A 25,716-nucleotide genomic window follows, 5' to 3' on the forward strand; every position below is an offset into this window, starting at 1 on the left:
GGTTCTTTCGGTTCATGCGTGTCGGCGTACGAAATGGATGGCAAAATGCCTCCAGGAAACAGCTTGTTCGCCCCAGGGCGGGGTTCCGTCCGGCCTTGCGGCGGGGCGGCCATCGATCAGGCAGCCTTTTCGCTCAGGTGTTCCAGCTTGCCGCCGACACCGTTCCATTCTTCTGCATCCGGCAGCGCGTCGATCTTCTCGGTAATGACCGGCCAGAGGGCCGCGTATCTGGTGTTGAGATCGAGCCATTTCTGCGCTTCCGGATCGGTGTCCGCCAGGATGGCCTCAGCCGGGCATTCCGGTTCGCAGACACCGCAGTCGATGCATTCGTCCGGGTTGATGACCAGCATGTTCTCGCCTTCGTAGAAACAATCCACCGGGCAGACTTCAACACAGTCGGTGTATTTGCACCTGATGCAATTCTCTGTAACGACAAAGGTCATGCGGCCCCTCCGGTTTGGTGAACTCAGACCGTTATTGCCAGTCTTTCCCGAAGAGTCGGTCAATTAGTTGCTATTGGCGGTGCCCGGGCCGTGCTCAGCTGACTTCAGCAAATTGAAGGAGCTGACCTCTTGACCATGATTGCAGAGCACGACGCCCCGCCGCTTGCCACCGGGAAGGACCTCACGGACGGCGAAGCGCCCGATGAAGTCCGTGTCGGGCGCAAGGGCAAAACGTTGAGCCTTCACTGGCCGGACGGAAACGTCTCGACCTTCGCCGCGCCTTTCCTCAGGGACAACAGCCAGTCGGCGCGCAGCAAGAAGCAGCGTCTGAGCGGACTGGCGGTCCCCGCTGCGCCGGATCTCACCATCACGGCGGTCCGTCCCATCGGATCCTACGCGGTCAACATCGTTTTCTCAGATGGTTACGACCGCGGCATTTTTCCATGGGTCTACCTGCGGGAACTGGCCGGGGAGGCGGCCGTTCGGCCGCAAGGGCGGGCGCTGGGGCCGGAAGACTTTCTGAAGGGCAATTAGTTGACCGACCGGCCCGGCGCGGCGGCCCTACAGTTTCGATCAGACATTTGAGAGAGTGGAGAGTGGCATGGATGATCTTCGTGCAGGATTGAATGAAGTTGAGTGCGACCTGCTGGTCATCGGCGGGGGCACCGCCGGGCCGATGGCGGCCTACAGAGCACGGAAGAAGAACCCCGATGCCAAGGTCATTCTTCTGGAAAAGGCCAATGTGAAACGCTCCGGCGCTATTTCCATGGGCATGGACGGGCTGAACAATGCCGTCATTCCGGGCCATTCGACGCCAGAGCAATACACCAAGGAAATCACCATCGCCAATGACGGCATCTGCGACCAGGCGGCCGTCTACAAATACGCCCAGAACTGCTACTCGATCATCGAGGAGCTGGACCAGTTCGGCATCCGCTTCCAGAAGGACGAAAACGGCGAATATGACGTGAAGAAGGTTCACCACATGGGAACCTACGTCCTGCCCATGCCGAACGGCGACACGGTCAAGAAGGCGCTCTACCGGCAGCTCCGCCGGGCGCGCGTTCTGATCTCCAACCGCTACATGGCAACGCGCCTGCTGACCGGCAAGAGCGGCCGCGCGGCCGGTGCCATTGCGGTCAACACCCGCACCGGCGAGTTCCTGGTGATCAGGGCGAAGGCCGTCATCATGTGCATGGGCGCCGCCGGCCGCCTTGGCCTGCCGACATCGGGCTATCTGTTCGGCACCTATGAGAACCCGACCAACTCCGGCGAAGGCTATTCCATGGCCTATCACGCGGGGGCAAAGCTCGCGAACCTGGAGTGCTTCCAGATCAACCCCTTGATCAAGGACTACAACGGTCCCGCCTGCGCCTATGTGGCCGGTCCCTTCGGTGGCTATACGGCCAACTCGAAAAACGAGCGGTTCATCGAATGCGACTACTGGTCCGGCCAGATGATGCAGGAGTTCCATAACGAACTGCAGTCGGGCAAGGGACCGGTGTTCCTGAAGCTCAACCACCTGCACAAGGATACTGCCGACCATATCGAGCATATCCTGCACACGGTCGAGCGGCCGAGCCGCGGCCGTTTCCACGAGCAGCGCGGCACCAAATACTCCGAGCAGATGATCGAGATGCATATTTCGGAAATAGGTTTCTGCTCCGGTCATTCGGCCTCCGGGGTTTATGTCGACGAGTTCGCCCGCACCACCGTGCCGGGTCTCTATGCCGCCGGAGACATGGCAAGCGTTCCGCACAACTACATGCTGGGCGCTTTCACAAACGGTGCGATCGCGGGCGAACACGCTATCGACTTTGCCGGCGACGTCGATTTCGACGAGTTCGACGATGCCGCCATCGGTCTCGAACAGGAGCGTGTTCTGGCGCCCACCAGGCGCGAGGATGGCATTCCGCCGAACCAGATCGAATACAAGATCCGCCGCCTGGTGAACGACTACCTGCAGCCGCCCAAGGTGACGGCCAAATACGAACTCTGCCAGAGCCGCCTTGCCGAAGTCCGCAATGATATGGAAACGCAGATGATGGCCCGCGACGCGCATGAACTGATGCGCTCCATGGAAGTTGCCAGCATCCTCGACTGCGCCGACATGGCCGCCTTCGCCTCGCTCTACCGGACCGAAAGCCGCTGGGGTCTCTATCACTGGCGCTCCGACTATCCGGATTCAAACGACGCGGACTGGAAGTGCCACGTTCTCCTGTCCAAGCAGGACGGCGCCATGGCCTGCGAGAAGAAGGACGTTCAGCCCTACATCATCCCGATCGCCGAGGATGAGAAGGATGCCTACTACAAGCAGCGCATCACCGCCTGAAGCAGTGGGCGTTCGACCGGGAACGTCCAAAGCCGATCGATTTCAGTCAGTCGGAGCAACGGATCTGCGCCAAGAGACGCGGATTGCTCCGGACCTGACCGGCAAGCCAGAACAAGAACGGAGACGAATATGCCTCTAGCCAATACGCCGACAACCGTTCCCGTGGTGGTCGATGACGAGAAATGCATTGCCGACAAGGGCTGCACGGTGTGTGTGGATGTCTGCCCGCTGGATGTCCTGCGCATCAGCGACCTGACCGGCAAGGCCTATATGAAGTACGACGAGTGCTGGTACTGCATGCCCTGCGAGGCGGACTGCCCGACCAATGCGGTGACCGTCAACATTCCGTATCTGCTGCGCTGAGGAGGGAGAACCCATGGTATTTGAACCCTTCGAAGACGAGAGCGATTTCGAGGACCTGGCGGACAGGTTGAATGATCCCGACCCGGCCGTCCGCCGCGTCGCGGTCATGGATCTTGCCGACACGGCCGATCCGGACGCAATCCCGATGATCGCAAGAGCAGTTGAAGACGAAAGCGCGGAAGTTCGCCTTCAGGCGGCAATCGCCCTCGGCGAGTTCGACGGTCTGGCCGCCGCCACCGCACTCTGCAAGGCGCTTCAGGATGCTGATGGCAAGGTGTCGCGGGTGGCGGCCGACAGCCTGGCCGAACTGAAGGATCCTGAAGCGGCCGATCCGCTGCTGGAGCTGACCGCTCATGAGAATGCAAAGGTGAGGGAAGGTGCGCTCCTGGGCCTCAAGCAGCTGCGCCGGCCGGACGCGTTGGCCAATGGCATCGAAGCGATGAAGGATCCAGTCGCCGCGGTGCGCATCCAGGCCGTCGGCGTGGTGGGATATCTCAAGGCGGAGGAAGCGCTGCCGGCCCTGATCGCCTGCTGCCGTGACGAGGACCCGGAAGTCCGGCGCACCGCCGTCAGCGCGCTCGCCTTCACCAAATCGTCTCACGCCAGGGATGCGCTTCTGGCGGCCCTTGGCGACGACAACTGGGCAGTCCGCGAAATTGCCGCGGAAGTTCTCGGCAGGTTCCCCATCGGCAAGGACGCGCAGAAGCTGATCGTGCTGCTGGACGATCCTTACTGGCAGGTCCGGGTGAAAGCGGTGCGCAGCCTCGGGGTGCAGAAGGTGAGCGAGGCCATCGACAGGATCGGGGCCCAGCTGGATGAGCTGACCTCCAACCTGCGCAAGGAGGCTGCGGCGGCCCTTGGCGAGATCGCCGACCGGGCCGCGCTTCCCTATCTTGAGAGCCTGGTCGACGATCCGGATCCGGACGTCCGTAAAAATGTTCGTTGGGCTTTGGGAAAAATCGGGTAACAATGCTGCAGAGCAACAAGGCCTGAGAGGAGAGGTGACGGGTGACCGGACCGGTGGAACTCGTGAAGGAGCTGGACAAGTCCAGTGAAGGCGGCCGCCAGCTCGCCGGCACCTCTTCCCGCCCGCCGAAATACCAGGAGATCGGCACCACGCTGATGGAAGCGATCCTCTCGGGCGACTATCCGCCCGGCAGTTATCTTCCGAGCGAAAGCGCCTTGATGAAGCGTTTCGGGGTCAGCCGGGTCACCATCCGGCTGGCCCTTAACGTATTGAGGGACGCCAGTCTCATCGTCGGACATCAGGGCAAGGGCTATTTCGTCTGCACGCTGCAGGCGGTGCAGGATCTCGGCCGCCTGCAGGGCTTTGGCGAACTGATGGCCCCCCTTGGCGTCGAAACGAGGTCCGAGGTTCTTTCCGGCGAAGTCGTTCCTGCCCCGGCCGCTGCCGCCGCCGCGCTCAATCTCAAGCGCGGGGTGGATCTGGTCAAGATCCGCCGCGTGCGGATTGCGGCCGGAGAAGCCATGAGCATCGACGTCAGTTACTTTCCGCTCTCCATCGGCCGCAAGCTCCTCGATATGGACCTTGCGCATGCGGATATCTTCACGCTGATCGAAACCCGGATCGGCATCGAAATCGGCTTTGCCGACATCACCATGACTGTCGTGCCCGCCGATGCTGACGTGGGCCGTCTCTTGAACGTCAAGGCAGGGGACGGTGTCATCAGGACCGAGCGGCTGACCCATGACGCGTCCGGCCAGCCGATAGACTACGAATATCTGTTCGTGCGTCCGGACTGCCACCAATTCAAGATCAGGGTGCCGAGATGGTGATGTTGAACCGGCGTGTGCTTTTGGGCGGGATTGCTGCTGCGGCGGTCGCGGGACCGCCTGCCTTCGGAGCGGAATACGACTTCCGGTCCCTCGGCCTTGCCGAACCGCCGATTGCGATAGACGCTCCCGAGCTTGACATCCCGGACCTGGACGGTGTCACGCACCGGCTTGAGGACTATCGCGGCAAAACGGTGCTTGTCTCCTTCTGGGCGACCTGGTGTCCGCCCTGCCGCAAGGAAATGCCGTCTTTGGCCCGGCTCAGCCGGCTGCTGGGAACGGAGGGCTACGCTGTGCTCGCGGTGAATGTCGGCGACAAGGAAGAGCGGATAAGAGCCTTCCTCGGTGAAATCGATCACGACGGCCTGCCGATCCTGCTTGACGGCAACTCGGTATTGCCGGCCAAATGGTTCATCCGGGGCCTGCCGGTCACCTACATCCTGAATGGTGACGGCCAGGTGATCTTCGGGGCCATCGGAGAGCGTGTCTGGGACGCGCCCGCCATGATTGCGGGTCTCAAGTCGCTGAGCTGACCCGATGTAAATCCAAGTATTTCAAGCTGCTCGACGCCACGTTGGGCGGCCGTATAACCTTTTTATTCGTTTTTCGAACGAAATGATCTTGGGTGCGAAGCCTTGCTTCTTAACCCAGTTCTCTCCCGCTCTGAACTGACCGAAAATTTAATACGTGTTTTTCCAACTTGTATTATCCGGTTTCTTGGTGCGCTGCACAAAAACCGCGCAATCTGCCCCGCCCTTGAGCGACTGCCGGTCTTCACCGCCGATTGCCTTTGTCCGCTGCGATCGGTCCAGGCTGAAAATACCTAATTCCTTCAAGCAACTACGGGTCCGTCCGGAAGACCCTCCCGAAAGCTGGCACGGCTTTTGCGCCAATAAATCCGTCCTGAGATAGGCGGCACTACTTGAGGGAAGGCAAATGAAGCACATGAGACTTGGATTTGGATTGGGGCTGGCGCTTACCGCCGCTCTGCCCAGCATGCCTGCACTGGCGAAAACCATCGATATTGCAATCGGCCACCAGAGCATGTGCACCGACACCTACACCGCGGGCATCGTGGTGAAGGAAAAGCAGCTTCTGGAAAAACACCTGCCGAAGGACGGGGCCTATGCGGATGTCGAATACAACATCACCTGGGCCGACTATTCCTCCGGCGGCCCGATCACCAACCAGATGCTGGCCAACAAGCTGAATATCGGAGTGATGGGGGACTATCCGCTGATCGTGAACGGCGCGAAGTTCCAGGAAACAGACTCCCTGCGCACGCTCTATATTGCCGGAACGGGCTACAACCTGAAGGGCAGCGGCAATGCGGTCGTGGTCCCGGCGGCCTCCGACATCTATTCCCTCGACCAGCTCAAGGGCAAATCGGTGTCGACGCCGGTGGGCTCCGCGGCCTGGGGCATGCTGCTGAAGGCCATGCAGGACACCGGCATTACCGAAGAGGTGTCGCTGAAGAACCAGAGCCCGGCAGTCGGGGCGGCGAACATCGCCGCCGGCAAGATTGACGCCCATTCCGATTTCTGCCCCTGGTCGGAAATCATGGAATTCCGCGGCACCGGCCGGAAGATCTATGACGGCAGCGAGACCGGCGTTCCCTATCTTCATGGCGTCGTCGTCCGGCAGGATTTTGCCGAGGAACACCCTGAAGTTGTCACCGCCTTCCTGAAGGCGGTTATCGAAGCGGGCAACTGGATCGAGGAAAACCCGAGCGAAGCCGTCGACCTGATGGAGAAATGGACCGGTGTGGAGAAGGAGGTTCTCTACATCTACTTCTCCAATGGCGGCCACCTGACCCTTGATCCGACCATCAAGGACAAATGGGTCGACGCGCTGAAGCTGGATCACACGGTTCTGGTGAAGGAAAAGGCGATCCCGCCACTCGATTTCGACGAATGGATCACCGAGGATTATATCAAGGCGGCCTATGCCGATCTCGGCATGGACTATGAAGCCGACAAAGCGGCGATCGTCGACCCGGAAACCGCCAATGCAGGTCTTCCGGTGGAAATCTGGCACGCCCGCGACGGCATCCTGCAGTACAAAACCCTGCCGGAGTTCCTGAAGGCCGTTGCCGAATTCCAGGGAACCGGCGCGAAGCTCAACGCAGCCTATGTCTACGACAAGGCGACCGGGCTGAAACTCTTCGCCAAGACCGCCTATTTCGTCCTCGGCGAGGACGGCGCCTACGAAACCTTCCTGCGCAAGCCGGATGCCGAAGCCCATGCGGCTGAGGTCAAGGGTCAGGTCATCGACCTGCCGACCGCCGTCGCGGCCTTCATTCCTTCCGAATAACGATAACGGCCGTGCCGCGGCGTTTCCCGCGGCACGGCCCCAACGATCCGGTCACGCGTATCGGGCCGGTTGCCGAGCATATCGAGGGAGAGTTGAATGAGCAAAATGGGTCAGGCCGCGGACGCGGTCGACGAAAGGGCGCATGCGCGAGAGCCTGCGGAACCTGCCCAAAGGACGGAAGACCTGGTCGGCTTTGCCGATGCGCCCGGGCTATCCGGCGGGGATGTCACCAGGGCCATCGTGAATGCGGCCGTGCACGGTGCCGGTCTGGTCAAGAGGAACGCGCTCACGATTGCCTTGAGCGTCCTGTCTCTTTCGCTCGGCATTCTCCTGTGGCACCTGGCGACAACCTACAAGTTTGACTTTTATATCAATTTCGAAAACGTCCCCTCGCCGGGAAAGGTTTTCAGCGCCTTTTGGACACATCTCGGTGAACGGGATTTCTACATCCATATCGGCGTGTCGATGCAGCGCATCCTGACCGGATACCTGACGGCCGCCGTCATCGGCATCCTTGCCGGCGTGCTGATGGGGCGGTCGAAAATCGCCTGCGCGCTGATCTATCCCTATATCGAAGTGCTCCGCCCGATCCCGGCCGTGGCGTGGATCCCGCTGGCGATCCTGATGTGGCCGACGGAAGAGGCGTCGATCATCTACATCACCCTGCTCGGCGCATTGTTTCCGATCGTGCTCAACACGCTGCACGGCGTGGAGCAGACACCGGAAGTCCTGGTGCGCGCGGCGAAATCGCTCGGCGCGTCCGGACTGCAGATCTTCTGGCATGTCATCCTGCCCGCTGCGCTCCCGAGCATTGCCGCCGGCCTTGCCATCGGCATGGGCGTGAGCTGGTTCTCGCTGCTCGCGGGGGAAATCATCTCCGGCCAGTACGGCATCGGCTATTTCACCTGGGACGCCTATTCGCTCATCAACTATCCGGACATCGTCGTCGGCATGCTGGTGATCGGCGGGCTTGGAACGCTGTCCACCTATGCGGTCAAGCTGGCCATGCAGCCGCTGCTCGCCTGGCAGAAGAGGGCAAGGTGATGGCTCCGGATCTCGGCGCCAGGCTGTCGACCGCGGGCAGGGTCGTCAGGTCCCGGTTTGGGCTGTGGCTGCTGCTGGTCGCCGGGTTCACGCTCGGTTACTACCTGCTGCTCATGGCCTCCCTGGTCGTGCGTTTCGGAGCCCTGCCGAATTACGCGATCGCCTACAACTGGCCGGCCAGCGTTTGGAAGATATTCCGATCAACGCCGTCCTTCCGGGATGTGCCGCCCATCGTTGCCGAGGAATATCTGCTCGAATTCGGCTACATGAACTACGACTACGGCCTTGGCATTTCCGAGTGGGCGCTGAACATCATCCCCTACAAGGTGCTGCTGGTCATGGTGCTGGCGGCACTCCTGGCGGCCAACATCCTTCTCCTCAAGGCAAGAACCAGCTGTTCCGGCGGCACGCGCCTCAAGTCGGCAGCGGCGACCGGGCTCGGCGCGGGGTTCGTCGCCCTCACGTCGGCGACGATGAGCTGGGTCGTGTGCTGTGCAACGCCGACCTGGATCGTCGGCCTTTCCATGCTCGGTCTCGGCGTTTCGACGGCCTTCTGGATCGAACCGATCGGTCCGTGGCTGACCATGGCCGGATACGGGCTCCTGGCGCTGAGCACGCTAGGGCTCGCCGAGCCCGCCGCCACCTCCCGTTTCGGCACCGGCACCCCGGGCCGCGGCCGGAAGACTTCCTCCCAGAACGGAGTGCATGCATGAACACCCAGGTCGTATCGTTGAAGGAACATATTCCGCACAGATCCCGTGCCCTTGCACAGAAGGACTGCGGTCATATCGTCATTGAGGACGTCGAAATCACCTTCGGCAAAGGCGTCTCCGCCAGTCAGGCGGTCAAGAGAACCTCGCTCGACATCAGGCCGGGGGAATTCGTCTGCATTCTGGGGCCGTCCGGCTGCGGAAAATCGACGCTGCTGAACTCCATCGCCGGCTACGTGACGCCGTCCAGCGGCACGGTCACGGTGGACGGAAATGCCGTGACCGGGCCCGGCCCGGACCGGGGTATGGTGTTCCAGCAATATTCGCTGTTTCCCTGGAAAACCATTCGCGACAACATCGCCTTCGGCCCCAGGGTTGCCGGGCGCAGCAATGTCGAATGCAGCTCCATCGCCAACACGTTTCTTGAAATGGTCGGCCTGTCCAAATTCGCGGACAAGTATCCGGCCGAGCTTTCGGGCGGCATGCAGCAGCGCGTCGGCATCGCGCGGGCGCTGGCGAACTATCCGTCCGTTCTTCTGATGGACGAGCCCTTTGGCGCGCTGGATGCCCAGACGCGGCTGATGATGCAGGAGAACCTGCTGTCGCTCTGGAGCGAGTTCGGCATCACGGTGGTCTTCGTCACCCATGACGTGGACGAGGCCATCTTCCTGGCCGACCGCGTGCTGGTCATGAGCGCCAGCCCCGGATCCATCATCGACGATCTTCACGTCACACTGCAAAGGCCGAGGAGTCGGCCATGGCGACGAGCTCCGAGTTTATGGAGCTCAAGAAGATCTGTCTCGAGCAGATCCGCTCCGAGAGCCTCAAGGCCTTCGAACAGCAGAACAGGTGATCCATGCTTCGTACCGTCCTCAGTGTCTGTCTGGTGTGTTTTTCCTTCGCCGCGCGCGCCCAGGCGGTCAATGGCGTGATCCTGGACGAGCCGGTGCCGGTTGAGGAATTCTCCCTGGCCGCGCACGACACGAGGCCCTTCACGCAGGAGAACCTGAAAGGCCGCTGGACGCTTCTCTTCCTCGGCTTCACTCATTGCCCGGACGTCTGCCCGTTCACGCTCGCCAATCTGGAAGCCGTGCGCACCGAACTCTCGCAACTGGTCTCGCCGGAAAGGCTCCCGGAGGTCGTCTTCCTGGCCGTCGATCCGGACCGGGACGCGGCGCTGCTTGAGGATTACGTCAGGCATTTCGGCATTTCCTTTACCGGCATCACCGGCGAAAGGGGCGACATCGACAAGCTGGTGGAAAGCATCGACGGGTTCTACCGGCTGGAGAGATCCGGGCCCGAGGACGATGCCTATGACGTCACCCACAGTGCCGCGGTCACGGTGATCAATCCGGACGGGCTGGTCACCGCCAAGATCAGCCCGCCGTTCCATCCCTTCAACACCGCCAATTACCTCTTTCGCCACATGCGCGGACTGGATGCGGTGAACTGACAGGAGTTCCTCATGAAACTTGCAGGCCACCGGATTTTTTCGTGCCTCTGTGCATCGGCGCTGACCCTACTGGCTCTGGTTGTTTCCGGGCTGGGGGTCGGACGGGCAGTGGCCGGTGAGGGCCATTCACACTCACACCTGATGCAGGGCGCAGCGGCTGCCGGGCTTGTGGCGAGCAACGCCATCTCGCCCGCCGCGCCGCCCGGCGTCAGGACGGCGGCTGTCTACATGGTGCTGGAAAACGGCAGCGGCGCGGATGTCGATCTGGTTGCCGTGGAAAGCCCGGCCTTTGCCGCGGGCCACATCCACAAGACATCCATGGCCGACGGTCTGATGGCCATGGAGCAGGTGGCACAACTTTCCATTCCCGCCGGCGGCAGCGTGACGTTTGCCCCCGGTGGCCTGCACATCATGCTGACGGGCGCCGCAAAGGTTCTGAAGCCGGGCGACAGGGTCACGGTCACGCTTGCTTTTGGCTCCGGCCAGCAGCTTGACGTTGAGGTGAAGGTCGCCAGACCGGGCGACATGCCGAGCCACTCCCACGGACCCATGAACATCAACTGAGGCTTTCCCCGTGACCGGTTTCTGGCGTTTCAGCTTCATGAGTCTCGCCGTGTTTCTGACGAGTACGCAGTCGGCTCGGATTGCTCTGGCCGACATGATCGACACCAGCGGCATGGCGCCCTGGGAGGTCTGCGGGCTCTGCCATTCGCTCGACGGCATCAGTCCGATGGCGAAATTCCCGAAACTTGCAGGCCAGCGCGCCGCCTATATCGAAAAACAGATCCGGGATTTCCACGGCAACCGCCGGAGCAACGACGGCGGCCAGATGCAGGCGATCACCACGGAAGTGGACCTTGCGGAGCTCTCCGAGATCGCGGCCTATTTCGCATCCCTGCCGGCCCCGCCTCCGGCGCCCCTGGAAGAGAAGGGCACCGAACAGGCCGAAATACTGTTTGCCTTGGGACGCGGTCCGGTTCCGGCGTGTTTGTCATGTCACGGAAAGACGGATCCGGGCCTGCCTTTGGCGCCGTGGCTCGAAGCCCAACACGCGGACTATCTCGCCAAGCAACTGACCGACTTCAAGAACGGCGATCGCACCAACGACCCGGGCGAGGTCATGCGGGCAGTCGCGGCACAGCTTTCAGACGACGAGATCAAAGCCCTGTCGGCCTTCATCGCCGGCCGGGAACGACCGGAGAGGACCCCGTGAACAAGATGCTCAGCACGCGAAAAATGAAGGGCGAGGCGGTTCAGACACCGGATCGCGTCTCCGCCGTCTATTTGAGCGAGGTTCTGTCGGACCTCGACGAGGGCGCGGATTTCCTCAGCCGGCTCACCGCGGACGAGCTGGCGACCGTAAGGGCCGCAGGTTCCGTCTGCCGTTTCAGGAAAGGCGAAGGCGTCTTTTTCCAGGGCGACCGGCACAGCGGCATCTGGCTGATCGAAGAGGGCAGCGTGCGCACCTTCTATGCCGGGCCGTCAGGCCGCGAAATCACGCTAGCGCTTTGGACGCACGGGCATTTCATCGGAGGACCGGAGATCTTCGGCGGCGGCACGCATATGTGGTCCGCGGATGTTCAGGAAGACGTGGAACTGCTTTATCTCACCGGCGCCCGCATCCGTCAGCTGGTCGATTCCATGCCATCCTTCGCCATCTGCCTGATCAACGGCCTGGTGGCGAAGGGCAAATGCTATTCGGCCCTCGTGCAGATGCTGGGCACCAGATCCGTCACCGAGCGCCTCGCCCAGCTTCTGATCATTCTCGGCGACACCCATGGGCGGGCGGAAGGCAACCGGCTGGTGGTCGAAAAGAAGATCACCCATGATCACCTCGCCGCCATCGTCGGCTCGACCCGCCAATGGGTGACGATGACGCTGGACAAGTTTCAGAAGAAAGGCCTGATCACCGCCTGCCGGGGCAGGCTCAGCATCGAGAACTACGACCTCCTGCAGGCGGAAACCGACAGCTCCTGCTGAGCGGCCGATCGATCGAGCCGGTTCGGCAGCCTCAGTCGCGCCGATACAGCCAAAGCACCACCGGCGACAGCGTGATCGTCAGCACCACCGGAGCCGCCAGCGCAAGCAGCACTTCGCCCGGCGTCGCGCTGCCGGCCATCAGACCGCGCAGCGCCGTGGTCATGTGCGAGACCGGGTTGAGCAACACGAAAGCCTCGAGCCATCGCGGCATGGTCTCGGGCCGCACCATGATGTTCGAGGCAAAGACCAGCGGGAAGATGAACGTGAAGCCGATTGTCATCACCGTCATGGGTGTGCGGATAAGCAGTCCCAGGACGAGGAAGATCCATCCCACACCGAAGCCGATGGCGATCAGCAGCAGGAAGGACAAGACCACCCCCGTGACGCCTGCTTCCGGCCGGTAGCCCAGGGCCAGCCCGACGCCGAGAATGATGGCGCCGGCGATCAGATGGCGCAGGACGTCGCCCACCATCAGCCCGGCGAAGGGCGACAGCGACCAGATGGGCAGCGAGCGGAAGCGCTCGAACAGTCCCTTCGAAAGGTCCGTCGAAAGACCCATGCCGGAATAGACGGAGTTGAACACCACCGTCTGCACCAGAATGCCCGGCAGGAAGAACTGCAGGTAGTCGCCCGGCGAGCCGGCGAGGGCGCCCCCGAACACGAAGGTGAACAGCAGCGTGAACATGAGCGGCGTCATGACGAGGTCGAAGAGCTGCTCCGGAACGTGCCTGAACTTCAGCACCGCCCGCCATCCGAAGACGAGCGCGTTGGAAAAGGCCGACGGCGCGGGCGGCCGCGATACGTTCTGCAGCGTGGCGGGACTGATCTCGCTCATTCTTCTTCTCCCTGCTTTTCGTCTTCCAGTCCTTGCCCGGTGAGTGCGAAGAACACTTCGTCGAGGCTCGGCGAACCCATGGAGAAATCGGCAAGCTCGATGCCGCCGGCGATCAGCGCGGCAAGCGCCTCGTTGGCCGCCTGCGGCGTTTCGGCCACGACGGAGAGCTGCGCGCCTTCGGCGTTGCGCTGCACGCTGTTGCCGAGGCGCGCTTCCAGAATGTCCGCCGCCTCGTCGAGCCGCGCCTGGTCGGCCAGCGCCACGTGGAGGAAGCCGGAACCGATCTCCGCCTTCAGTTCACGGCTCGTCCCCTCGGCGATCTTTCGGCCGTGGTCGATGACGGCGATGCGCGCGGCGAGCTGATCCGCCTCCTCCAGATACTGCGTGGTCAAAAGCACGGTGACGCCGGACTGCGCCAGTTGACGGATCATCCGCCAAACACCCTGGCGGGCCTTGGGATCGAGGCCTGTGGTCGGCTCGTCGAGGAACAGAATGCCCGGCGTGACGACGAGCGAGGCGGCGATGTCGAGCCTGCGGCGCATGCCGCCGGAATACGACTTCACCTGCTTCTTTGCCGCGTCCGAAAGATCGAATGCTGCCAGAAGCTCGTCCGCCCGCCGCTTTGCCGCCTGCCCGGCAAAGCCCCAAAGGCGCGCCAGCATCAGGAGGTTCTCGCGCCCCGTCAGGTCCTCGTCGAGCGAGGCGAACTGCCCCGTCATGGCGATCACGCCGCGCACTCCCTGCGGATCGGCAACGAGATCGTGTCCCATGACGTCGGCCGAGCCCGCGTCGGGCGAAAGCAGCGTGGCAAGCACGCGGATCAGCGTTGTCTTGCCGGCGCCGTTGGGTCCCAGGATGGCGAAGATCATGCCGCTCGGCACATCAAGGTCGATGCCGTCGAGCGCCTTCACGTCGCCGAAATGCTTGACGAGCCCGCGCACGGAGATCGCGGGCGGTGCGATCTTCTGCGCGGTCACGGTTTGGTTCGTCAGCACTGCATCGTTCATTGTAGCCTCTCTCGACAGGTCCCCATGCCGGAGACAAAACGGCCCTGCCCAATCGGGCAGCGTGAAGACATATACCGGTTTGGTTGTATTTTTGAAGACAGCCAGCAGAGGCAGCGGACACTTCTTGCCATCATCCTGCCTGCAGGGTGTCGACGGCCGGCCGGCGCCGGTTCAGCTTCTCAGGCCGGTTTCCTCGAGCAGGCCTTTGCGCTTGGCGTCGTAATAGTAGCCGCTGGCGTAAAAGCGCACCGCCTGATCCTCGTCGCCGTCGGCGGTAATATAGGCCCCGCGCAGGTATTTGACGGCGTATTTGAGGTTGGTCTCGGCGTCCAGCAGCCCGCTCGCCGGTCCGCTATATCCCATGGTCCGGGCGGTGTCGTGGCGGATCTGCATGAGACCCCAATAGATGCGGTTCCGGGCGGCCGGGTTGAAATTGCTCTCCCGCTCCACCACGCGGCGCACCAGTCCGACCGGCACGTCGTAATGCGCGGCGTATTTGGCGATCAGCCCGTCGAGTTCGGAATCGTGCCCGCCGGCCGTGCTGCCGGTGGCCATCATTTCGTCCGCGTCGCCGCCTGCCGTGCTGCAGCCGATGAGGAACGGTGCCATGAGGAGCGTGCCGACGCTCAGAAATCGGAAGAATGGAGACAAGGACCCGTCACTTTCCGTATCGCTCGTTGCCCCCCGGCGGTTGTTCATACAACACGGGCTGCGGCCGTTCAATCTTCATTGAATGCGGCGGCCGCGGCTTTTGCGTCGTGCCCAACCTGTGCTGTCGTCATCAGCAGAAGCGCAGATCCACCCACACCTGAATATGCGACGGAGCTGGCGAGCGGCCTGCCTATCGGCACTCATAGCCTTTCCGGAGCTTTTGCGCGGTCAATTCCGCCTTGCGCGCACGGGCGGCGGCGAGGTCCGCACAATGCTCCAGACGCGTCTGCCCCCAGGTTCCGAGGCGCCCCCAGGAGCGGTGCAGAACAAAGCCGCCGAAGAGTGCCGGTTCGATCGACAGCCGGTAGAACCGGGCCATGTTCCGGCTCCTGTCGATGCGCATCAGAACAACGTCTTCCGGTTCCATGCCGTCATTGTGTGCTCACGCATCCGGGCCGTCCAATGAAGCTTTTGAATCGAAAACGGTCCGGCGATTCACGGCGGTGATGGATTGAGGAACAGGCCAGTTCGTTCCTCCAAAGTCGGAATCCCGCGTTGGGCATACGATGCAGATGGCAGAGATTCCGCCTGGGAAGTAAATCAGTAGTCCACGTCTCGCGGTTTTGCCTGGCAACGCGTAAGAGCATCACCTGGAAACGCCAAAAGATGCTCGGCAAAGCTTTCGCGTCGCGCCTGCCCTAGCAATCGGGAATATTCGTCTGCAGAGACAACGACGACGGCAGGCTTTCCTCGCCAGGATATTTCCTGGGGGTGCCCTGCGAGTGCCGCCTCGACAATGGCGCTGAACCGGTTTTTTGCGTCCTGCAGTGTTATCATTGCCCTAACCTGAACCAACTAAGCATGTTGCGGATGGATATCCTTCATTGCGAAGCAAATCCCCGCCAGCGTTTCCTGTGCTCAGCGCGATTTGACGTATCAGTTGGCCAAACAGCATTGAAAAACGCAATCGCGGCAGGCGACGGAACTCGCGTGGGTGCCGCTTGTCAATCCTGTCTGACAATTGCGCCGATCACATTGACAAGAAGGCGCGCGGCGGTCAGGGCCGATAGATCGTCTACGTCGGCAGGCGGATAGAGTTCGACAAGATCCAACCCTGCAATCCTGGCCTGCCTGCCGAGGGCCGCTATCAGGTCGATTACCTGTGTGTAGGTGAGGCCGCCGGGCGCCCGCGCCGCCACGCCCGGCATGATGCCGGGATCGAGGCCGTCGCAGTCGAGGGTCACGACGACACGCGCTCCTTTCGGAATATGCCGGAGAGCGGCTTCGATGCCCTGGGCATGAACCTCGCGGGCGGTCACCAGGTGGCTGCCATAACGCCGCGCCGCTTCAATTTCGGCGAGGCGTGCGCTGCCGACGCTTCGCATGCCGACCTGCACCATGCCGGCGACATGCGGCATCTCGCTCGCCCGGCGCATCGGGTTCGAATAGCCGTAGCGTTCGCCATGCACCTCGTCGCGCCAGTCGATATGAGCGTCGATCTGCAGGACCCAGACCGGTCCGTGATCCGCAAAGCCGGCGAGGAAGGGAATGGGCACGGAATCGTCACCGCCGAGCAGGATCGGTACAGCGGGCAATGCCAGAACCGCGCGCGTCTTCGCCTCGATCCGGGCTCGGTTGCCGGCATTGTCATGCATGGTGGTCGGGATGTTGCCGGCGTCGATGCAGCAGACCGGTTTACCGTCGAATAGCGGCCCGCCGAGATCGAAATCCCAGTGCTCGACGAGCAGGGCATCGCCCTGGCTCGCAGCGCGGATGGCGTCGGGTGCCGAGGCATGGCCGCTGCTATCCTTCCCGGGATAGGTGCTGCCGTGACCTGCTCCGAATATCACTGCACGGGGCACGCGGCTTTCGGGAAGGCGATCGGGCAAGCCAAGAAAAGGAGGTGAGGTGGTCATTTCCTGATGGTTCTGCTGATGATAGGCGAGATTTCCGGATAAAGGGTACACAATGGAGTTGGGAAAGCTATCAGCACAAGCACACTAGGTCATAGCTCTGCGGTCGGATCGGTGGGCATCCGCAAATGCGCCCGTCCGGCCGTGAGGTTGACCAGCAAGAGATTGCCCCTCAACCCACACTTCCGGCTTTGCGTGCCAGATAAACGCACTGCTGGGCCTCCCGCCCCTGGATTGGATTATCGAACACCACAGCTTCCCCGCGGGCCTCGCCAAAGGCCTCGGCCAGCACGTCCGTGAAAGCGGGGTCCTCGGGATTGTTGGACCAGAGTGCAAAGACGCCGCCTGGCAGCAGGTGTTCGGCGAGGATCCTCAATCCCTCCAGAGTGTAGAGAGCGGCATTCGACGGCCGCAGCACCTCTGTCGGCGAATGGTCGATATCCAGCAGGATCGCATGAAAGCGGGCGCCCGGATTGAGCGGATCGAAGCCGGTTTGGGGCGAAGCGGCCATGGCGAAAAAGTCGCCGTGAACGAACCGGCATCTGCCGTCTGCCGTAAGCTCCTTGCCGAGAGGCAACAGGCCTTGCTCATGCCATTCGATAACCGGCGCCAGGGCGTCGACGACCAGCATCGAGCGCACATTCGGCGCCTCGAGTGCAGCGGCCGCCGTGTAGCCGAGCCCGAGCCCGCCGACGACGATGCGAAGATCCGCTTTGGACAGTGCCTCCAGCGCAATGCGCCCGAGAGCTACCTCCGAGACGGTAAACTTGGACGACATCAGGAATTCGTCGTTGAGCTTGATCTCGTAGATGTCTTCGCCGGTGCCGAGGTCACGGCGGCGGCGGAGCACAAGCGTGCCCAGTTCCGTGACCTGATAATCGAGTTCTGCAAACAAGGGGGTCAAGCAATCGTCTTTCTGAGTGAGGGCGGTGAAACCAGGAACCATGCGGCCGGTGATCGTCATCGGCGCGGCAGCGTCGGGCAAGCCTCGCCTACTTCGTCACGAAAGGCCAGCGACGGTTTCTCGACCTTGAATAAGTCGCATGCCTCCGCAAGCAGGACAATGGGGATGCACCGGTTCGGCAGTGGTGCCGGCGTCACGCCTCCGCACGGATCCTCAAGCCGAAACGTCCAGCTTTCAGATCCCGCGCCACGAAACGGATCCTGAAAACCTGCCGCCCCCACACTTCCAGATGGCGGGGGTCGGTGATTTCGATCTTCTCGACTTCCAAGGGTAACAGATTGTCCGGCTCGATGAGCAGGGTGTTGTTCTTTCCACTGATCCGATAGAGGCCGTCTTCTCCAACCGCGATGGTGCGGTCGCAGATGTGGAGCGGGAGTTCGAATGCCGTCAGCGGCGTATCGAGGTCCACCTCGTCTTCGATCCCGATTTCGCCTGTTTGGTGATCAAAGGTGATGTGGCGGTTGATGCGTTGCGTGCCCGGGTCCGTGAAATAGGCGGGACTTGCATCAAGGCTGAGCATGCTGTGGCTGCCCTCGTGCGAGAAACGAACGTTTCGGCTTTCCGCGGCGGGTCCGGCGCGTTGCAGCATACCGTTGATCCGGGGCACGTTGTGGCCCTTCGAGCTGATGTGCCACATGTCGTAGCGCGTCTCGGTGAAGGTGGATTTCGAATAGGCTCCCTGGCCGAGATCAATGATCAGCGGTTCGCCGTCCAGATAAACGCTGAAATGACCGATATCGTTGTGCGAATGGTGATTGATGTGCGGGTCGTTGCTGCCGGCAATCGCGCTGAGCATGACGCCCGTGCCGGGCTCACAGCTCTGGCGGGAGATCATGACCTGCATGTCCGACAGCCAGACGCTCTTTTCAGGTCGATAAAAGCCGTCTGAGTGCAGGTCAGGCGTCCAGAACAGCAGCCGGGTCAGATGGATGAGGAATTGCCGGGCGTATTCATTGTGGCCGCGTGCCTTGACGGACCGCGACAGCTTGCGCCGGGCGACGCGGTCGACGTCGTCCCAGATCAGGCCGGCGAGCGATGCGGAGTCGATCTTCCGGGCATAGCGGCTGAGCAGCCCGTGGTCGAAATCGATCTTGAGGCTGCCGTCGGCGAAGTTGACGAACCGGTTTTCGCCAATGTGAAGCGGCGCGATGTGTTCGCCGAAATTGCGGAATTTCCGGCTGTTGCCGGCGTCCAGATCAAGCCGGAACCGGCTTTCCACGAGATCGGCGAACCCGGCCAGCCGTCCGGCGCTGACCATCCAGTAGCTCGGGCCTTCAATGCAGCTTCCGCTCTCCTCGATCGTATCGAAAAAGCGCTGCATTGGCCCCATCAGCTTGGCGGCGATGCTGACCAGCCGAGACTTGTCCTCCACCACATAACAGGCCGCAAGAAGCAGATTGTGCGCGCACCAAGGTGTCCAGTTGTTGCGGCCGAGATACCAGCCGTAGAGCTTCGGCCCCTCTAGGAGGGCAAGCGTACGCCGGTCGATGTCGCGCTGGACCCGGTGGTAGAGCGCGGGCACCTTCTCAAGCAGCACCGGGCGCAGCAGATAACAGGTCTCCGCCAGGATCGCCGCGGTCTCGCAGGCAAAGAGATCGAGGTAATCATCGCCTGCAACCGGCATGGGGTCGGCGACTTTCCAGGGATTGGGTTCCTTGAACAGGACCATTTCATGCTGGCCGGCGAAGTTGTGGGCCGGAACGCACCAGGTGACCTCTCCAAGGATTGCCCAGATATAGTCGATGATCCGGTCGAGATAGGTTCCCTGGGCGCTCAAGCATTCGGCAATCACCAGATGGGAGAGCTCATAACGGCGCCGGAAATAGTTTTCCTCATAGTCCACACGGTCGCCGGTTGTCATGAAGCTCATGTACATCGTGCCTGTCAGCGGGTCGATATCGCCCTCCAGAAGTTCATCGGCATAGGCGAGGATGGCCGTCACCGAGAGCTCCAGGCGCGGATCCCGCCCGACTTCCCGCCAGCGTGCGCGATCGTCGATCTGCGGGAAGGGCTTCCAGTCCTGCGTGCTGATCAGGCCTTCAAACAGCCGCTCGACTTTCATCGCGTCTTCAAACATTGCTTCATTCCACATTCAGTTGCAGGCCGCCGAGTGGCACAGATGGAGGCCGCGGGCGCAGGCCGGCGGCAGACGCTCGGTGGGTCTTTGTTCTTCGTTTCAGACGTCTTCGGTGCGCCGGATCCGCTTCCCGGTGACGGCGTCGAAGATCCGGATCTTGTGCGGGGCGGGGACGATGGTAATCCGGTCTCCGGGTTCCAGTTTGCGCTGTTCCTTGAAGGCGGCGGTGATCCGGAACCCGTCGGCGTCGCTAACGATCACCATGTCGGAACCGGTATTCTCCACCGCGTGGATCGTGGCGCGGATGGACCCCGGCTCCTCGCCCTCAACCAGGCGGGCATGTTCGGGCCGGATGCCGTAGAAGATCTTCTGGCCTTCCGAACAGTCGTGACCATGGCCGAGCGGCATGATGCTCCCGTCGCTCAGGCGTGCGCCTGCCTCCCCGCCGTTCGCGGTCACCGTGGCCTCGATCAGGTTGATCGAGGGCGTGCCGAGGAAGCTTGCGACGAAGGTGTTGACCGGATCGTCATAGAGTTCGAGCGGCCGGCCGATCTGTTCCACGCGGCCGTCCCGCAGGACCACGATCTTCTGCCCGAGCGTCATGGCCTCCACCTGGTCGTGGGTGACATAGGCAGAGGTGGTCTGCAGGCGCCGGTGAAGGTCGGCAATCTCGCCGCGCACCTGAACGCGGAGCTTGGCGTCGAGGTTCGACAGCGGCTCGTCGAACAGGAAGACGGCCGGGTTGCGGACGATGGCCCGGCCCATGGAGACCCGCTGGCGCTGACCGCCGGAAAGCGCTTTCGGCAGGCGGTCGAGCAGCTGTTCGAGCTCGAGCATGCGGGCGGTCGCGTCAACCTTTGCGGTGATTTCCGCCTTCGGCAATCCGGCGAGCTTCAGCGCAAAACCCATATTCTCTCGCACCGTCATCTGCGGATAAAGGGCATAGGTCTGGAAGACCATCGCGATGTCGCGATGCTTGGGGGGCAGGCTGGTCACCTCCCGGCCGCCGATCGAGATCTGGCCCGATGTGACGTCCTCCAGACCGGCGATGATGCGCAACAGGGTTGATTTTCCCGATCCGCTGGGACCGATCAGGACGCAGAACTCTCCTTCGTCGATCTCCAGCGAAACATTGTGGATGACTTTTACCGGACCGAAGGATTTGCTGACATTCTCGAGGCTTACTGAACCCATGGCTTTCACCCAAACCTTTCGCGCTTCAGCCCTTGACCGCGCCGGACATGAGGCCGCGGTTGAACTGTTTCTGAAGCAGGAGATAGACGACGATGCAGGGCACGGTGGCGATCACCGTGACGGCGATGAAGATGTTCTGTTGCATGATCTCGTCGACCCGGAGCGACCGCAGCACCACCGGGATCGTATAGAGTTCCCGGTCGTCGACGGCGATCAGGGGCAGCAGATACTGGTCCCAGATCATCAGGAAGCCGAAGATCGTTGTCGTTCCGAGCGCAGGTTTTACCAGCGGCAGGATGACCCGCCAGAAGATCTGCAGCTCGCTGGCGCCGTCCACGCGCGCGGCATCCTCCAGGTCGCGCGGCACGGCGCGCATGAATTCCGTCAGCAGGAAGACCGAAAATGCCCAGCCCACCAGCGGCAGGATCAGGGCCGCATAGGAATTGTAGATCGACACACCCAGGAGCGGGATCTTCTGGTGCAGGATCAGATAAAGCGGGATCGAGATCACCTCGTCCGGCAGCATCATCGTCGACAGGATGGCGAGACTGACAAAGGCGGCCCCGCGAAACCGCTTGCGCGCAAGGGCATAGGCGGCCAGGGCGCTCACCAGGGTCTGCAGCGCCGTGCCGATGATCACCACCAGTAGCGAATTGAACAGGTAGATCCAGGCTCTCACCTCGACCCAGGCATAGACGAAATGGTCCAGCGTCGGCTCATTCGGCCATAGCAGCAGCTGGCCGGGCTGGACCGTGTGCTTGCTGAATGCGGTGACCAGGATGCCCCAGAAGGGGCCGCAGAAAACGATCACCAGCAGCGTGTAGACGGCGCCACGGGCAAGCTTCTGGGGGAAGGTCGTCTTCATGGGGCTTCCTCACGTATGGGAGAAACGGTTCTTGATGAGCACATGAACGACTGTCAGTCCCACCGTGAACGCAAAGAGCATGAAGGACACCGCCGCCGCGTAGCCGTAATCGAGGCGTTCGAATCCCGTCTTGAAGATGTTGGTCATGATGACCTCGGTCGCGCCCGCCGGCCCGCCGCCCGTGGTGGTGTAGACTTCGGTGAAGACCCGGAACCCGCGGATGAGCGACAGCATGATCACGACGGAAAAGGCCGGAACAAGCCCGGGAACCGTGACGTGCCAGAGCTTGCGCAGCGGGCTGGCACCGTCGACATCGGCCGCGTCGTAGAGCTCGCGGTTGATACCGGCCAGCCCGGCAATGAAGATCACCATGCTGTAGGGAACATTCTTCCAGACCTGCAGCAGGATCACCACGAAGAGCGCCTGGTTGGGATCCGACATGAAGCCCTGGGGCGCGCCGCCGAAGAAACCAAGGATGCTGTTCACCACGCCGGTCGACGCCGGATAGAACAGGATGCGCCAGATTTCGGCCAGGACCGCCACGGAGGTGACGGCGGGAAAGAAGATCGCAGTCCGGATGATGCGGATATGCAGCGCCTGACCCTCCAGGATGAGCGCCACCGCGAAGGCCAGAAGACCGCCGGCGATCGTCGTGGAGACTACATAGATCAGTGTGTTCGCCGCCGCCGCGCCCAGGGCGCTGTCGGACAGGGCAAGCTGGAAATTGGCCAGCCCCACCCATTCATCGGCCCCCACGAATTTCACTTCGTAGAAGCTCATGATCAGGCCCTTGATGATGGGCACGAACTTGAACCATGTGAAAAAGATCAGCGCCGGGGCGAGAAACAGCCACGGAATGGTCCATCTCCAGCGCTTGGGATCGATGCTCATACTATCATCCTCATGCCATCGGGGACCTGCCGGTATGACCGGGGTGGCAATGCCGGCAGGTTGCTTGATGACGGTGACCGGAGGTCAGTTCGCCCGGACGCCCTGCTTGGCGAGTTCCGCATTGACTGTTTCGTCAATCTCGGCAAGCCCGGCGGTGATATCGGACGAACAGTCCGCGAGGATCCGGTTGAAGCCGTCGGCAGTCATCTGACGGATCGGCTTCCAGTTCGGCACGCGCGGGAAATAATGTCCGCTCGTGGCGTAGAGCTCGGCATAGGTGGCCCAGGCTTTATCGGGCTGGACCTCGGCGACATCGACATTCTTGTTGACCGGCAGCCGCACGATCGGGCTGGAATCAATGCCCGCGGCCATGCCGGTTTTCTGACCGTCTGCGGAGATCAGGTATTCGATGAACTGCCGGGCCGCGTCCTCCTGTTCGGTAGAACCCATGATGAATGCGGCTTCGCCTTCGGCAAGTTCGCCCTGGCCGGCAGGGCCGGCCGGCGGAGCAATCACTTCGATGACCTCCCGGCCCGGTTCCTTGCTGAAGGGGGCCAGGTGATAGGGACCGGATCGGTAGATGCCGGCCTGCCCGGAACTGAACACCGGCGTGGCGTCGCCTGTGGTTGCGGTTATCGCCGACGGCTGGGCATAGCCGTTGCATATGAAATCCCGGGCGAAGGAAACCGCTTTCTCGACTTCGGGGGTACCGAGCGAGGAGGTATAACCATTGCCCTTTTGCTCCAGGAACTGACCGCCCGCCTGCCAGATCAGGTCGGACAGGAACCAGGTGGCATAGCCGCGTGTTGCCGATACCGGCATGACATAGCCGTAGGTATCCGCCTGGCCGTTGCCGTCCGGATCGTCCTCGGTGAAGGCGCGCGCGAGTTCATAGAGCTCGTCCCATGTCTTGGGAACGTCGTAGCCAAGTTTTTCGCGCCAGTCCTTGCGGACGAAGACCGCAAAGGCCTGGGCGGACGTCGGAACGCCGTAGTATTTGCCGTCCTGGGACTGCACGCTCTGCCAGGCGACGTCGTGAAGCTGGTCGCCGTCCTGGACCGCGCTGCGGTCGATTTCCTTCAGTATGCCCATGTCGAGCAACTGGCCCATCGAGGTGGCATCATTGACCACCACATCGGGAAGCGAGCCGCCCACGGCGGCGCGCGCAAGACGTGTTTCAAAATCGGTGTTGGCCAGGAACAGGTCGATTTCAATGCCGGTTTTTTCGGTGAAATCCTTGCTGATCTGGTCCAGAACAGCTTTTTCGTTGTCGCCATAACGCATCCAGACCTTCAGCGGGTCGGCTGCCTCGGCCGCCGATGCAAGGGTAATACTCATCAGGGCCGCCGATGCGACCGTGCCGATTGTCTTCATAGGTCTCCTCCACATTCTGCCATCCTGCTCCGCGTTGTCGGGCGCTGGTGTTTCTGCGGCGCCCTGATGAAATCCTCCCGGATGGTTAGAGGACTATAGGCTGGTATTTTTATGATTTCAAGAAAACGTTTAACTAAAATTTCTGGCATGTAATTTTCATATTTTTGTATTTTTGTTGCGCACATGGCGTTCTCTCGCCTTGAGGTTGGGGATCTGGAGCCGAATTTGGAGAAATGCAGGTGATGATTGCAAGTGTCGCCCTGGCAGGATACAAACATAAGATCAAAAAAAGGAAATCGTTTACCTCTTCATGAACCAGCGCAAGAAAGCCACGATCCGGGATGTCGCCGAGGCGGCGGGTGTCTCCATCGCAACCGTTTCAAAATACATTAACCGCCAGCAGTCCTTCTCCCCGTCGGTTGAGGAAAAGCTGCGCTCGGCGATCCTCGACCTCGGCTACAGCCAGAATCCGGCGGCACGCAGCATGGTCACTGGCCGGACGACGGCCATCGGCCTTGCGGTGATGGATATTTCAAACCCCCACTATGCCAATGTCATGAAGGGGGCAAACCGTGTGGCACTTGCCAATGGCTACAACCTCCTCGTCGTCGATCTGGAGGAAAAGTCTACCGGGGTGCGTGAGCTTCTCGAGCCGCTGGTACTGCGCACCGACGGGCTCATTGTCAGCGCGCGCATTCCGAAGGATGTGGTCGACTGGCTCGCCGAACTCGACAAACCGGTCGCCTTTCTCGGTCAGCCGGAGCGCCAGGGCGTCGTCTCCGTCGGCATGGACAGTGTCGAGGTCGCGTCGCTTCTTGCCGGCTATCTGGCTCAGCAGGGGTTCACCCGGATCGGCTATGTGGGCTATCCCCGCGCCGCCTGGAACGTGGAGCGTCTGCGCGGGCTTCATGCCGTCCTCGATCCTGCGGGTATCGAATTGATGGAGTTCAACGCGGAAGAGCCGACGAGCGAGGCTGGTGAAAGGGTCGCCGCGAAGGTTCTCCTTCGGTCGGACCGGCCGCAGGCGGTGATCGGCTGCAACGATCTGGTTGCTATCGGCCTGATGACGCAAGCGCGAGCGCTCGGGTTCCGCATACCCGAAGACGTGGCCTTTGCCGGCATCGATAACATTCCGACAAGCCGCTATGTCACGCCGGCCCTGACCACTGTCGACGTGTTCAGCGAGGCGACGGGCGAAGCGGTGATGAAGCAGATCATATCGATGGTCACAGACCAACCTCCGTCGGACGAACTGCGGCGCCAGCCGCTGCTGATTGTCCGCGATTCCGCAAAGCGCGTCAGTGGTGACGACATCCCCGCGAAGGCGGAGGAGCTCTCAAAATCCGAAGAGTTGGGCAAGTAGTCGGTTCCGGCGGATGTTCATACAACAAGGGCAGCGGCAGTCAGTGGCGGGCGTTGCCGAAAGACTTTCCTCCGATTTCGACCGTACCGGGCTATTTCTATTCCTGGCGTGATTTCGGCTTTGGCGGTGTGACGCGCGGCAGGAAGGCGC

27 protein-coding genes and 2 pseudogenes are annotated in these 25,716 nt (G+C 61.8%); 16 read left to right on the forward strand and 13 right to left on the reverse strand.

From position 1 onward, the window contains the following. Positions 1–116: 116 nt before the first annotated feature. Complete coding sequence (gene fdxA / locus ON753_RS00770; protein WP_265960640.1) at positions 117–443, reverse strand: ferredoxin FdxA; 327 nt, start codon at positions 441–443, stop codon at positions 117–119. A 135-nt stretch (positions 444–578) separates the two neighbouring features. Between fdxA and ON753_RS00775 the strand changes: the two genes are divergently transcribed. The 14 genes from ON753_RS00775 (at position 579) to ON753_RS00840 (ending at position 12,432) form a co-directional block, all read left to right on the forward strand. After that, positions 579–977 (forward strand): DUF971 domain-containing protein, encoded by a 399-nt coding sequence (locus ON753_RS00775; RefSeq protein WP_265960942.1) that lies wholly within the window; start codon positions 579–581, stop codon positions 975–977. A 67-nt stretch (positions 978–1,044) separates the two neighbouring features. After that, on the forward strand, positions 1,045–2,775 hold the full coding sequence (locus tag ON753_RS00780; RefSeq protein ID WP_265960641.1) for a fumarate reductase/succinate dehydrogenase flavoprotein subunit: 1,731 nt from the start codon (positions 1,045–1,047) through the stop codon (positions 2,773–2,775). Between the two features lie 129 nt (positions 2,776–2,904). Next, complete coding sequence (locus tag ON753_RS00785; RefSeq protein WP_265960642.1) at positions 2,905–3,138, forward strand: 4Fe-4S dicluster domain-containing protein; 234 nt, start codon at positions 2,905–2,907, stop codon at positions 3,136–3,138. A 13-nt stretch (positions 3,139–3,151) separates the two neighbouring features. Next, positions 3,152–4,105, forward strand: a complete 954-nt coding sequence (locus ON753_RS00790) for a HEAT repeat domain-containing protein (protein ID WP_265960643.1) — start codon at positions 3,152–3,154, stop codon at positions 4,103–4,105. Between the two features lie 41 nt (positions 4,106–4,146). Further along, positions 4,147–4,935, forward strand: coding sequence for a GntR family transcriptional regulator (locus ON753_RS00795; protein ID WP_265960644.1), 789 nt, complete (start codon positions 4,147–4,149; stop codon positions 4,933–4,935). Continuing rightward, positions 4,935–5,465 (forward strand): TlpA family protein disulfide reductase, encoded by a 531-nt coding sequence (locus ON753_RS00800; RefSeq protein ID WP_265960645.1) that lies wholly within the window; start codon positions 4,935–4,937, stop codon positions 5,463–5,465. The genes ON753_RS00795 and ON753_RS00800 overlap by 1 nt, the downstream gene beginning before the upstream one ends. A 403-nt stretch (positions 5,466–5,868) precedes the next feature. Further along, positions 5,869–7,245: an ABC transporter substrate-binding protein gene (locus ON753_RS00805; protein ID WP_265960646.1), complete on the forward strand. Its 1,377-nt coding sequence runs from the start codon at positions 5,869–5,871 to the stop codon at positions 7,243–7,245. A gap of 96 nt (positions 7,246–7,341) precedes the next feature. Next, on the forward strand, positions 7,342–8,289 hold the full coding sequence (locus ON753_RS00810; protein ID WP_265960647.1) for an ABC transporter permease: 948 nt from the start codon (positions 7,342–7,344) through the stop codon (positions 8,287–8,289). Further along, complete coding sequence (locus ON753_RS00815; RefSeq protein WP_265960648.1) at positions 8,289–9,002, forward strand: hypothetical protein; 714 nt, start codon at positions 8,289–8,291, stop codon at positions 9,000–9,002. The genes ON753_RS00810 and ON753_RS00815 overlap by 1 nt, the downstream gene beginning before the upstream one ends. Then, complete coding sequence (locus ON753_RS00820; RefSeq protein ID WP_265960649.1) at positions 8,999–9,931, forward strand: ABC transporter ATP-binding protein; 933 nt, start codon at positions 8,999–9,001, stop codon at positions 9,929–9,931. Before ON753_RS00815 ends, ON753_RS00820 begins: the two co-directional genes overlap by 4 nt. Beyond that, on the forward strand, positions 9,856–10,452 hold the full coding sequence (locus ON753_RS00825) for an SCO family protein (protein ID WP_265960650.1): 597 nt from the start codon (positions 9,856–9,858) through the stop codon (positions 10,450–10,452). Before ON753_RS00820 ends, ON753_RS00825 begins: the two co-directional genes overlap by 76 nt. A gap of 12 nt (positions 10,453–10,464) precedes the next feature. Then, positions 10,465–11,016: a copper chaperone PCu(A)C gene (locus ON753_RS00830; RefSeq protein ID WP_265960651.1), complete on the forward strand. Its 552-nt coding sequence runs from the start codon at positions 10,465–10,467 to the stop codon at positions 11,014–11,016. 49 nt (positions 11,017–11,065) lie between these two features. Next, complete coding sequence (locus tag ON753_RS00835) at positions 11,066–11,665, forward strand: c-type cytochrome (RefSeq protein ID WP_265960652.1); 600 nt, start codon at positions 11,066–11,068, stop codon at positions 11,663–11,665. 5 nt (positions 11,666–11,670) lie between these two features. Continuing rightward, positions 11,671–12,432 carry a Crp/Fnr family transcriptional regulator gene (locus ON753_RS00840; RefSeq protein WP_265960943.1) on the forward strand — a complete coding sequence of 254 codons (762 nt, stop codon included), beginning with the start codon at positions 11,671–11,673 and terminating at the stop codon, positions 12,430–12,432. A 31-nt stretch (positions 12,433–12,463) separates the two neighbouring features. Here the strand turns inward: ON753_RS00840 and ON753_RS00845 are convergent, their stop codons facing one another. From ON753_RS00845 to ON753_RS00900, 12 genes and pseudogenes are all read right to left on the reverse strand, one after another. Beyond that, the gene (locus ON753_RS00845; RefSeq protein WP_265960653.1) at positions 12,464–13,267 is read right to left on the reverse strand and encodes an ABC transporter permease; all 804 of its coding nucleotides are present in this window, start codon (positions 13,265–13,267) and stop codon (positions 12,464–12,466) included. After that, positions 13,264–14,274, reverse strand: a complete 1,011-nt coding sequence (locus tag ON753_RS00850; protein WP_265960654.1) for an ATP-binding cassette domain-containing protein — start codon at positions 14,272–14,274, stop codon at positions 13,264–13,266. Before ON753_RS00850 ends, ON753_RS00845 begins: the two co-directional genes overlap by 4 nt. 171 nt (positions 14,275–14,445) lie before the next feature. Continuing rightward, positions 14,446–14,793 (reverse strand): annotated as a pseudogene (locus ON753_RS00855) (transglycosylase SLT domain-containing protein); the annotation flags it as partial. A 322-nt stretch (positions 14,794–15,115) separates the two neighbouring features. Next, positions 15,116–15,352 carry a WGR domain-containing protein gene (locus ON753_RS00860; RefSeq protein WP_265960655.1) on the reverse strand — a complete coding sequence of 79 codons (237 nt, stop codon included), beginning with the start codon at positions 15,350–15,352 and terminating at the stop codon, positions 15,116–15,118. Between the two features lie 173 nt (positions 15,353–15,525). After that, positions 15,526–15,762, reverse strand: coding sequence for a type II toxin-antitoxin system Phd/YefM family antitoxin (locus tag ON753_RS00865; protein ID WP_265960656.1), 237 nt, complete (start codon positions 15,760–15,762; stop codon positions 15,526–15,528). 167 nt (positions 15,763–15,929) lie between these two features. Beyond that, entirely contained in the window at positions 15,930–16,841 is a 912-nt protein-coding gene (locus tag ON753_RS00870) for an agmatinase (RefSeq protein ID WP_265960657.1), read from the reverse strand. A gap of 169 nt (positions 16,842–17,010) precedes the next feature. Then, complete coding sequence (locus ON753_RS00875; RefSeq protein WP_265960658.1) at positions 17,011–17,742, reverse strand: spermidine synthase family protein; 732 nt, start codon at positions 17,740–17,742, stop codon at positions 17,011–17,013. Positions 17,743–17,935: 193 nt separating this feature from the next. Beyond that, the gene (locus ON753_RS00880; RefSeq protein ID WP_265960659.1) at positions 17,936–19,879 is read right to left on the reverse strand and encodes a heparinase II/III domain-containing protein; all 1,944 of its coding nucleotides are present in this window, start codon (positions 19,877–19,879) and stop codon (positions 17,936–17,938) included. A gap of 99 nt (positions 19,880–19,978) precedes the next feature. Then, positions 19,979–21,073: an ABC transporter ATP-binding protein gene (locus ON753_RS00885; protein WP_265960660.1), complete on the reverse strand. Its 1,095-nt coding sequence runs from the start codon at positions 21,071–21,073 to the stop codon at positions 19,979–19,981. A 25-nt stretch (positions 21,074–21,098) separates the two neighbouring features. Next, positions 21,099–21,938 carry a carbohydrate ABC transporter permease gene (locus ON753_RS00890; RefSeq protein ID WP_265960661.1) on the reverse strand — a complete coding sequence of 280 codons (840 nt, stop codon included), beginning with the start codon at positions 21,936–21,938 and terminating at the stop codon, positions 21,099–21,101. A gap of 9 nt (positions 21,939–21,947) precedes the next feature. After that, positions 21,948–22,829: a carbohydrate ABC transporter permease gene (locus ON753_RS00895; RefSeq protein WP_265960662.1), complete on the reverse strand. Its 882-nt coding sequence runs from the start codon at positions 22,827–22,829 to the stop codon at positions 21,948–21,950. 84 nt (positions 22,830–22,913) lie between these two features. Next, on the reverse strand, positions 22,914–24,203 hold the full coding sequence (locus tag ON753_RS00900; RefSeq protein ID WP_265960663.1) for an ABC transporter substrate-binding protein: 1,290 nt from the start codon (positions 24,201–24,203) through the stop codon (positions 22,914–22,916). Between the two features lie 310 nt (positions 24,204–24,513). Here ON753_RS00900 and ON753_RS00905 point away from each other — a divergent pair, with 310 nt between their 5' ends. Together ON753_RS00905 and ON753_RS26775 are read left to right on the forward strand one after the other, a co-directional pair. Continuing rightward, a complete protein-coding gene (locus ON753_RS00905) occupies positions 24,514–25,566 on the forward strand; it encodes a LacI family DNA-binding transcriptional regulator (protein WP_265960664.1) in 1,053 nt (350 codons plus the stop codon). Positions 25,567–25,586: 20 nt separating this feature from the next. After that, positions 25,587–25,685 (forward strand): annotated as a pseudogene (locus ON753_RS26775) (IS5/IS1182 family transposase); the annotation flags it as partial. Positions 25,686–25,716 lie beyond the last annotated feature (31 nt).

This window comes from Roseibium salinum, assembly GCF_026240905.1.
Lineage (GTDB): Bacteria > Pseudomonadota > Alphaproteobacteria > Rhizobiales > Stappiaceae > Roseibium > Roseibium salinum.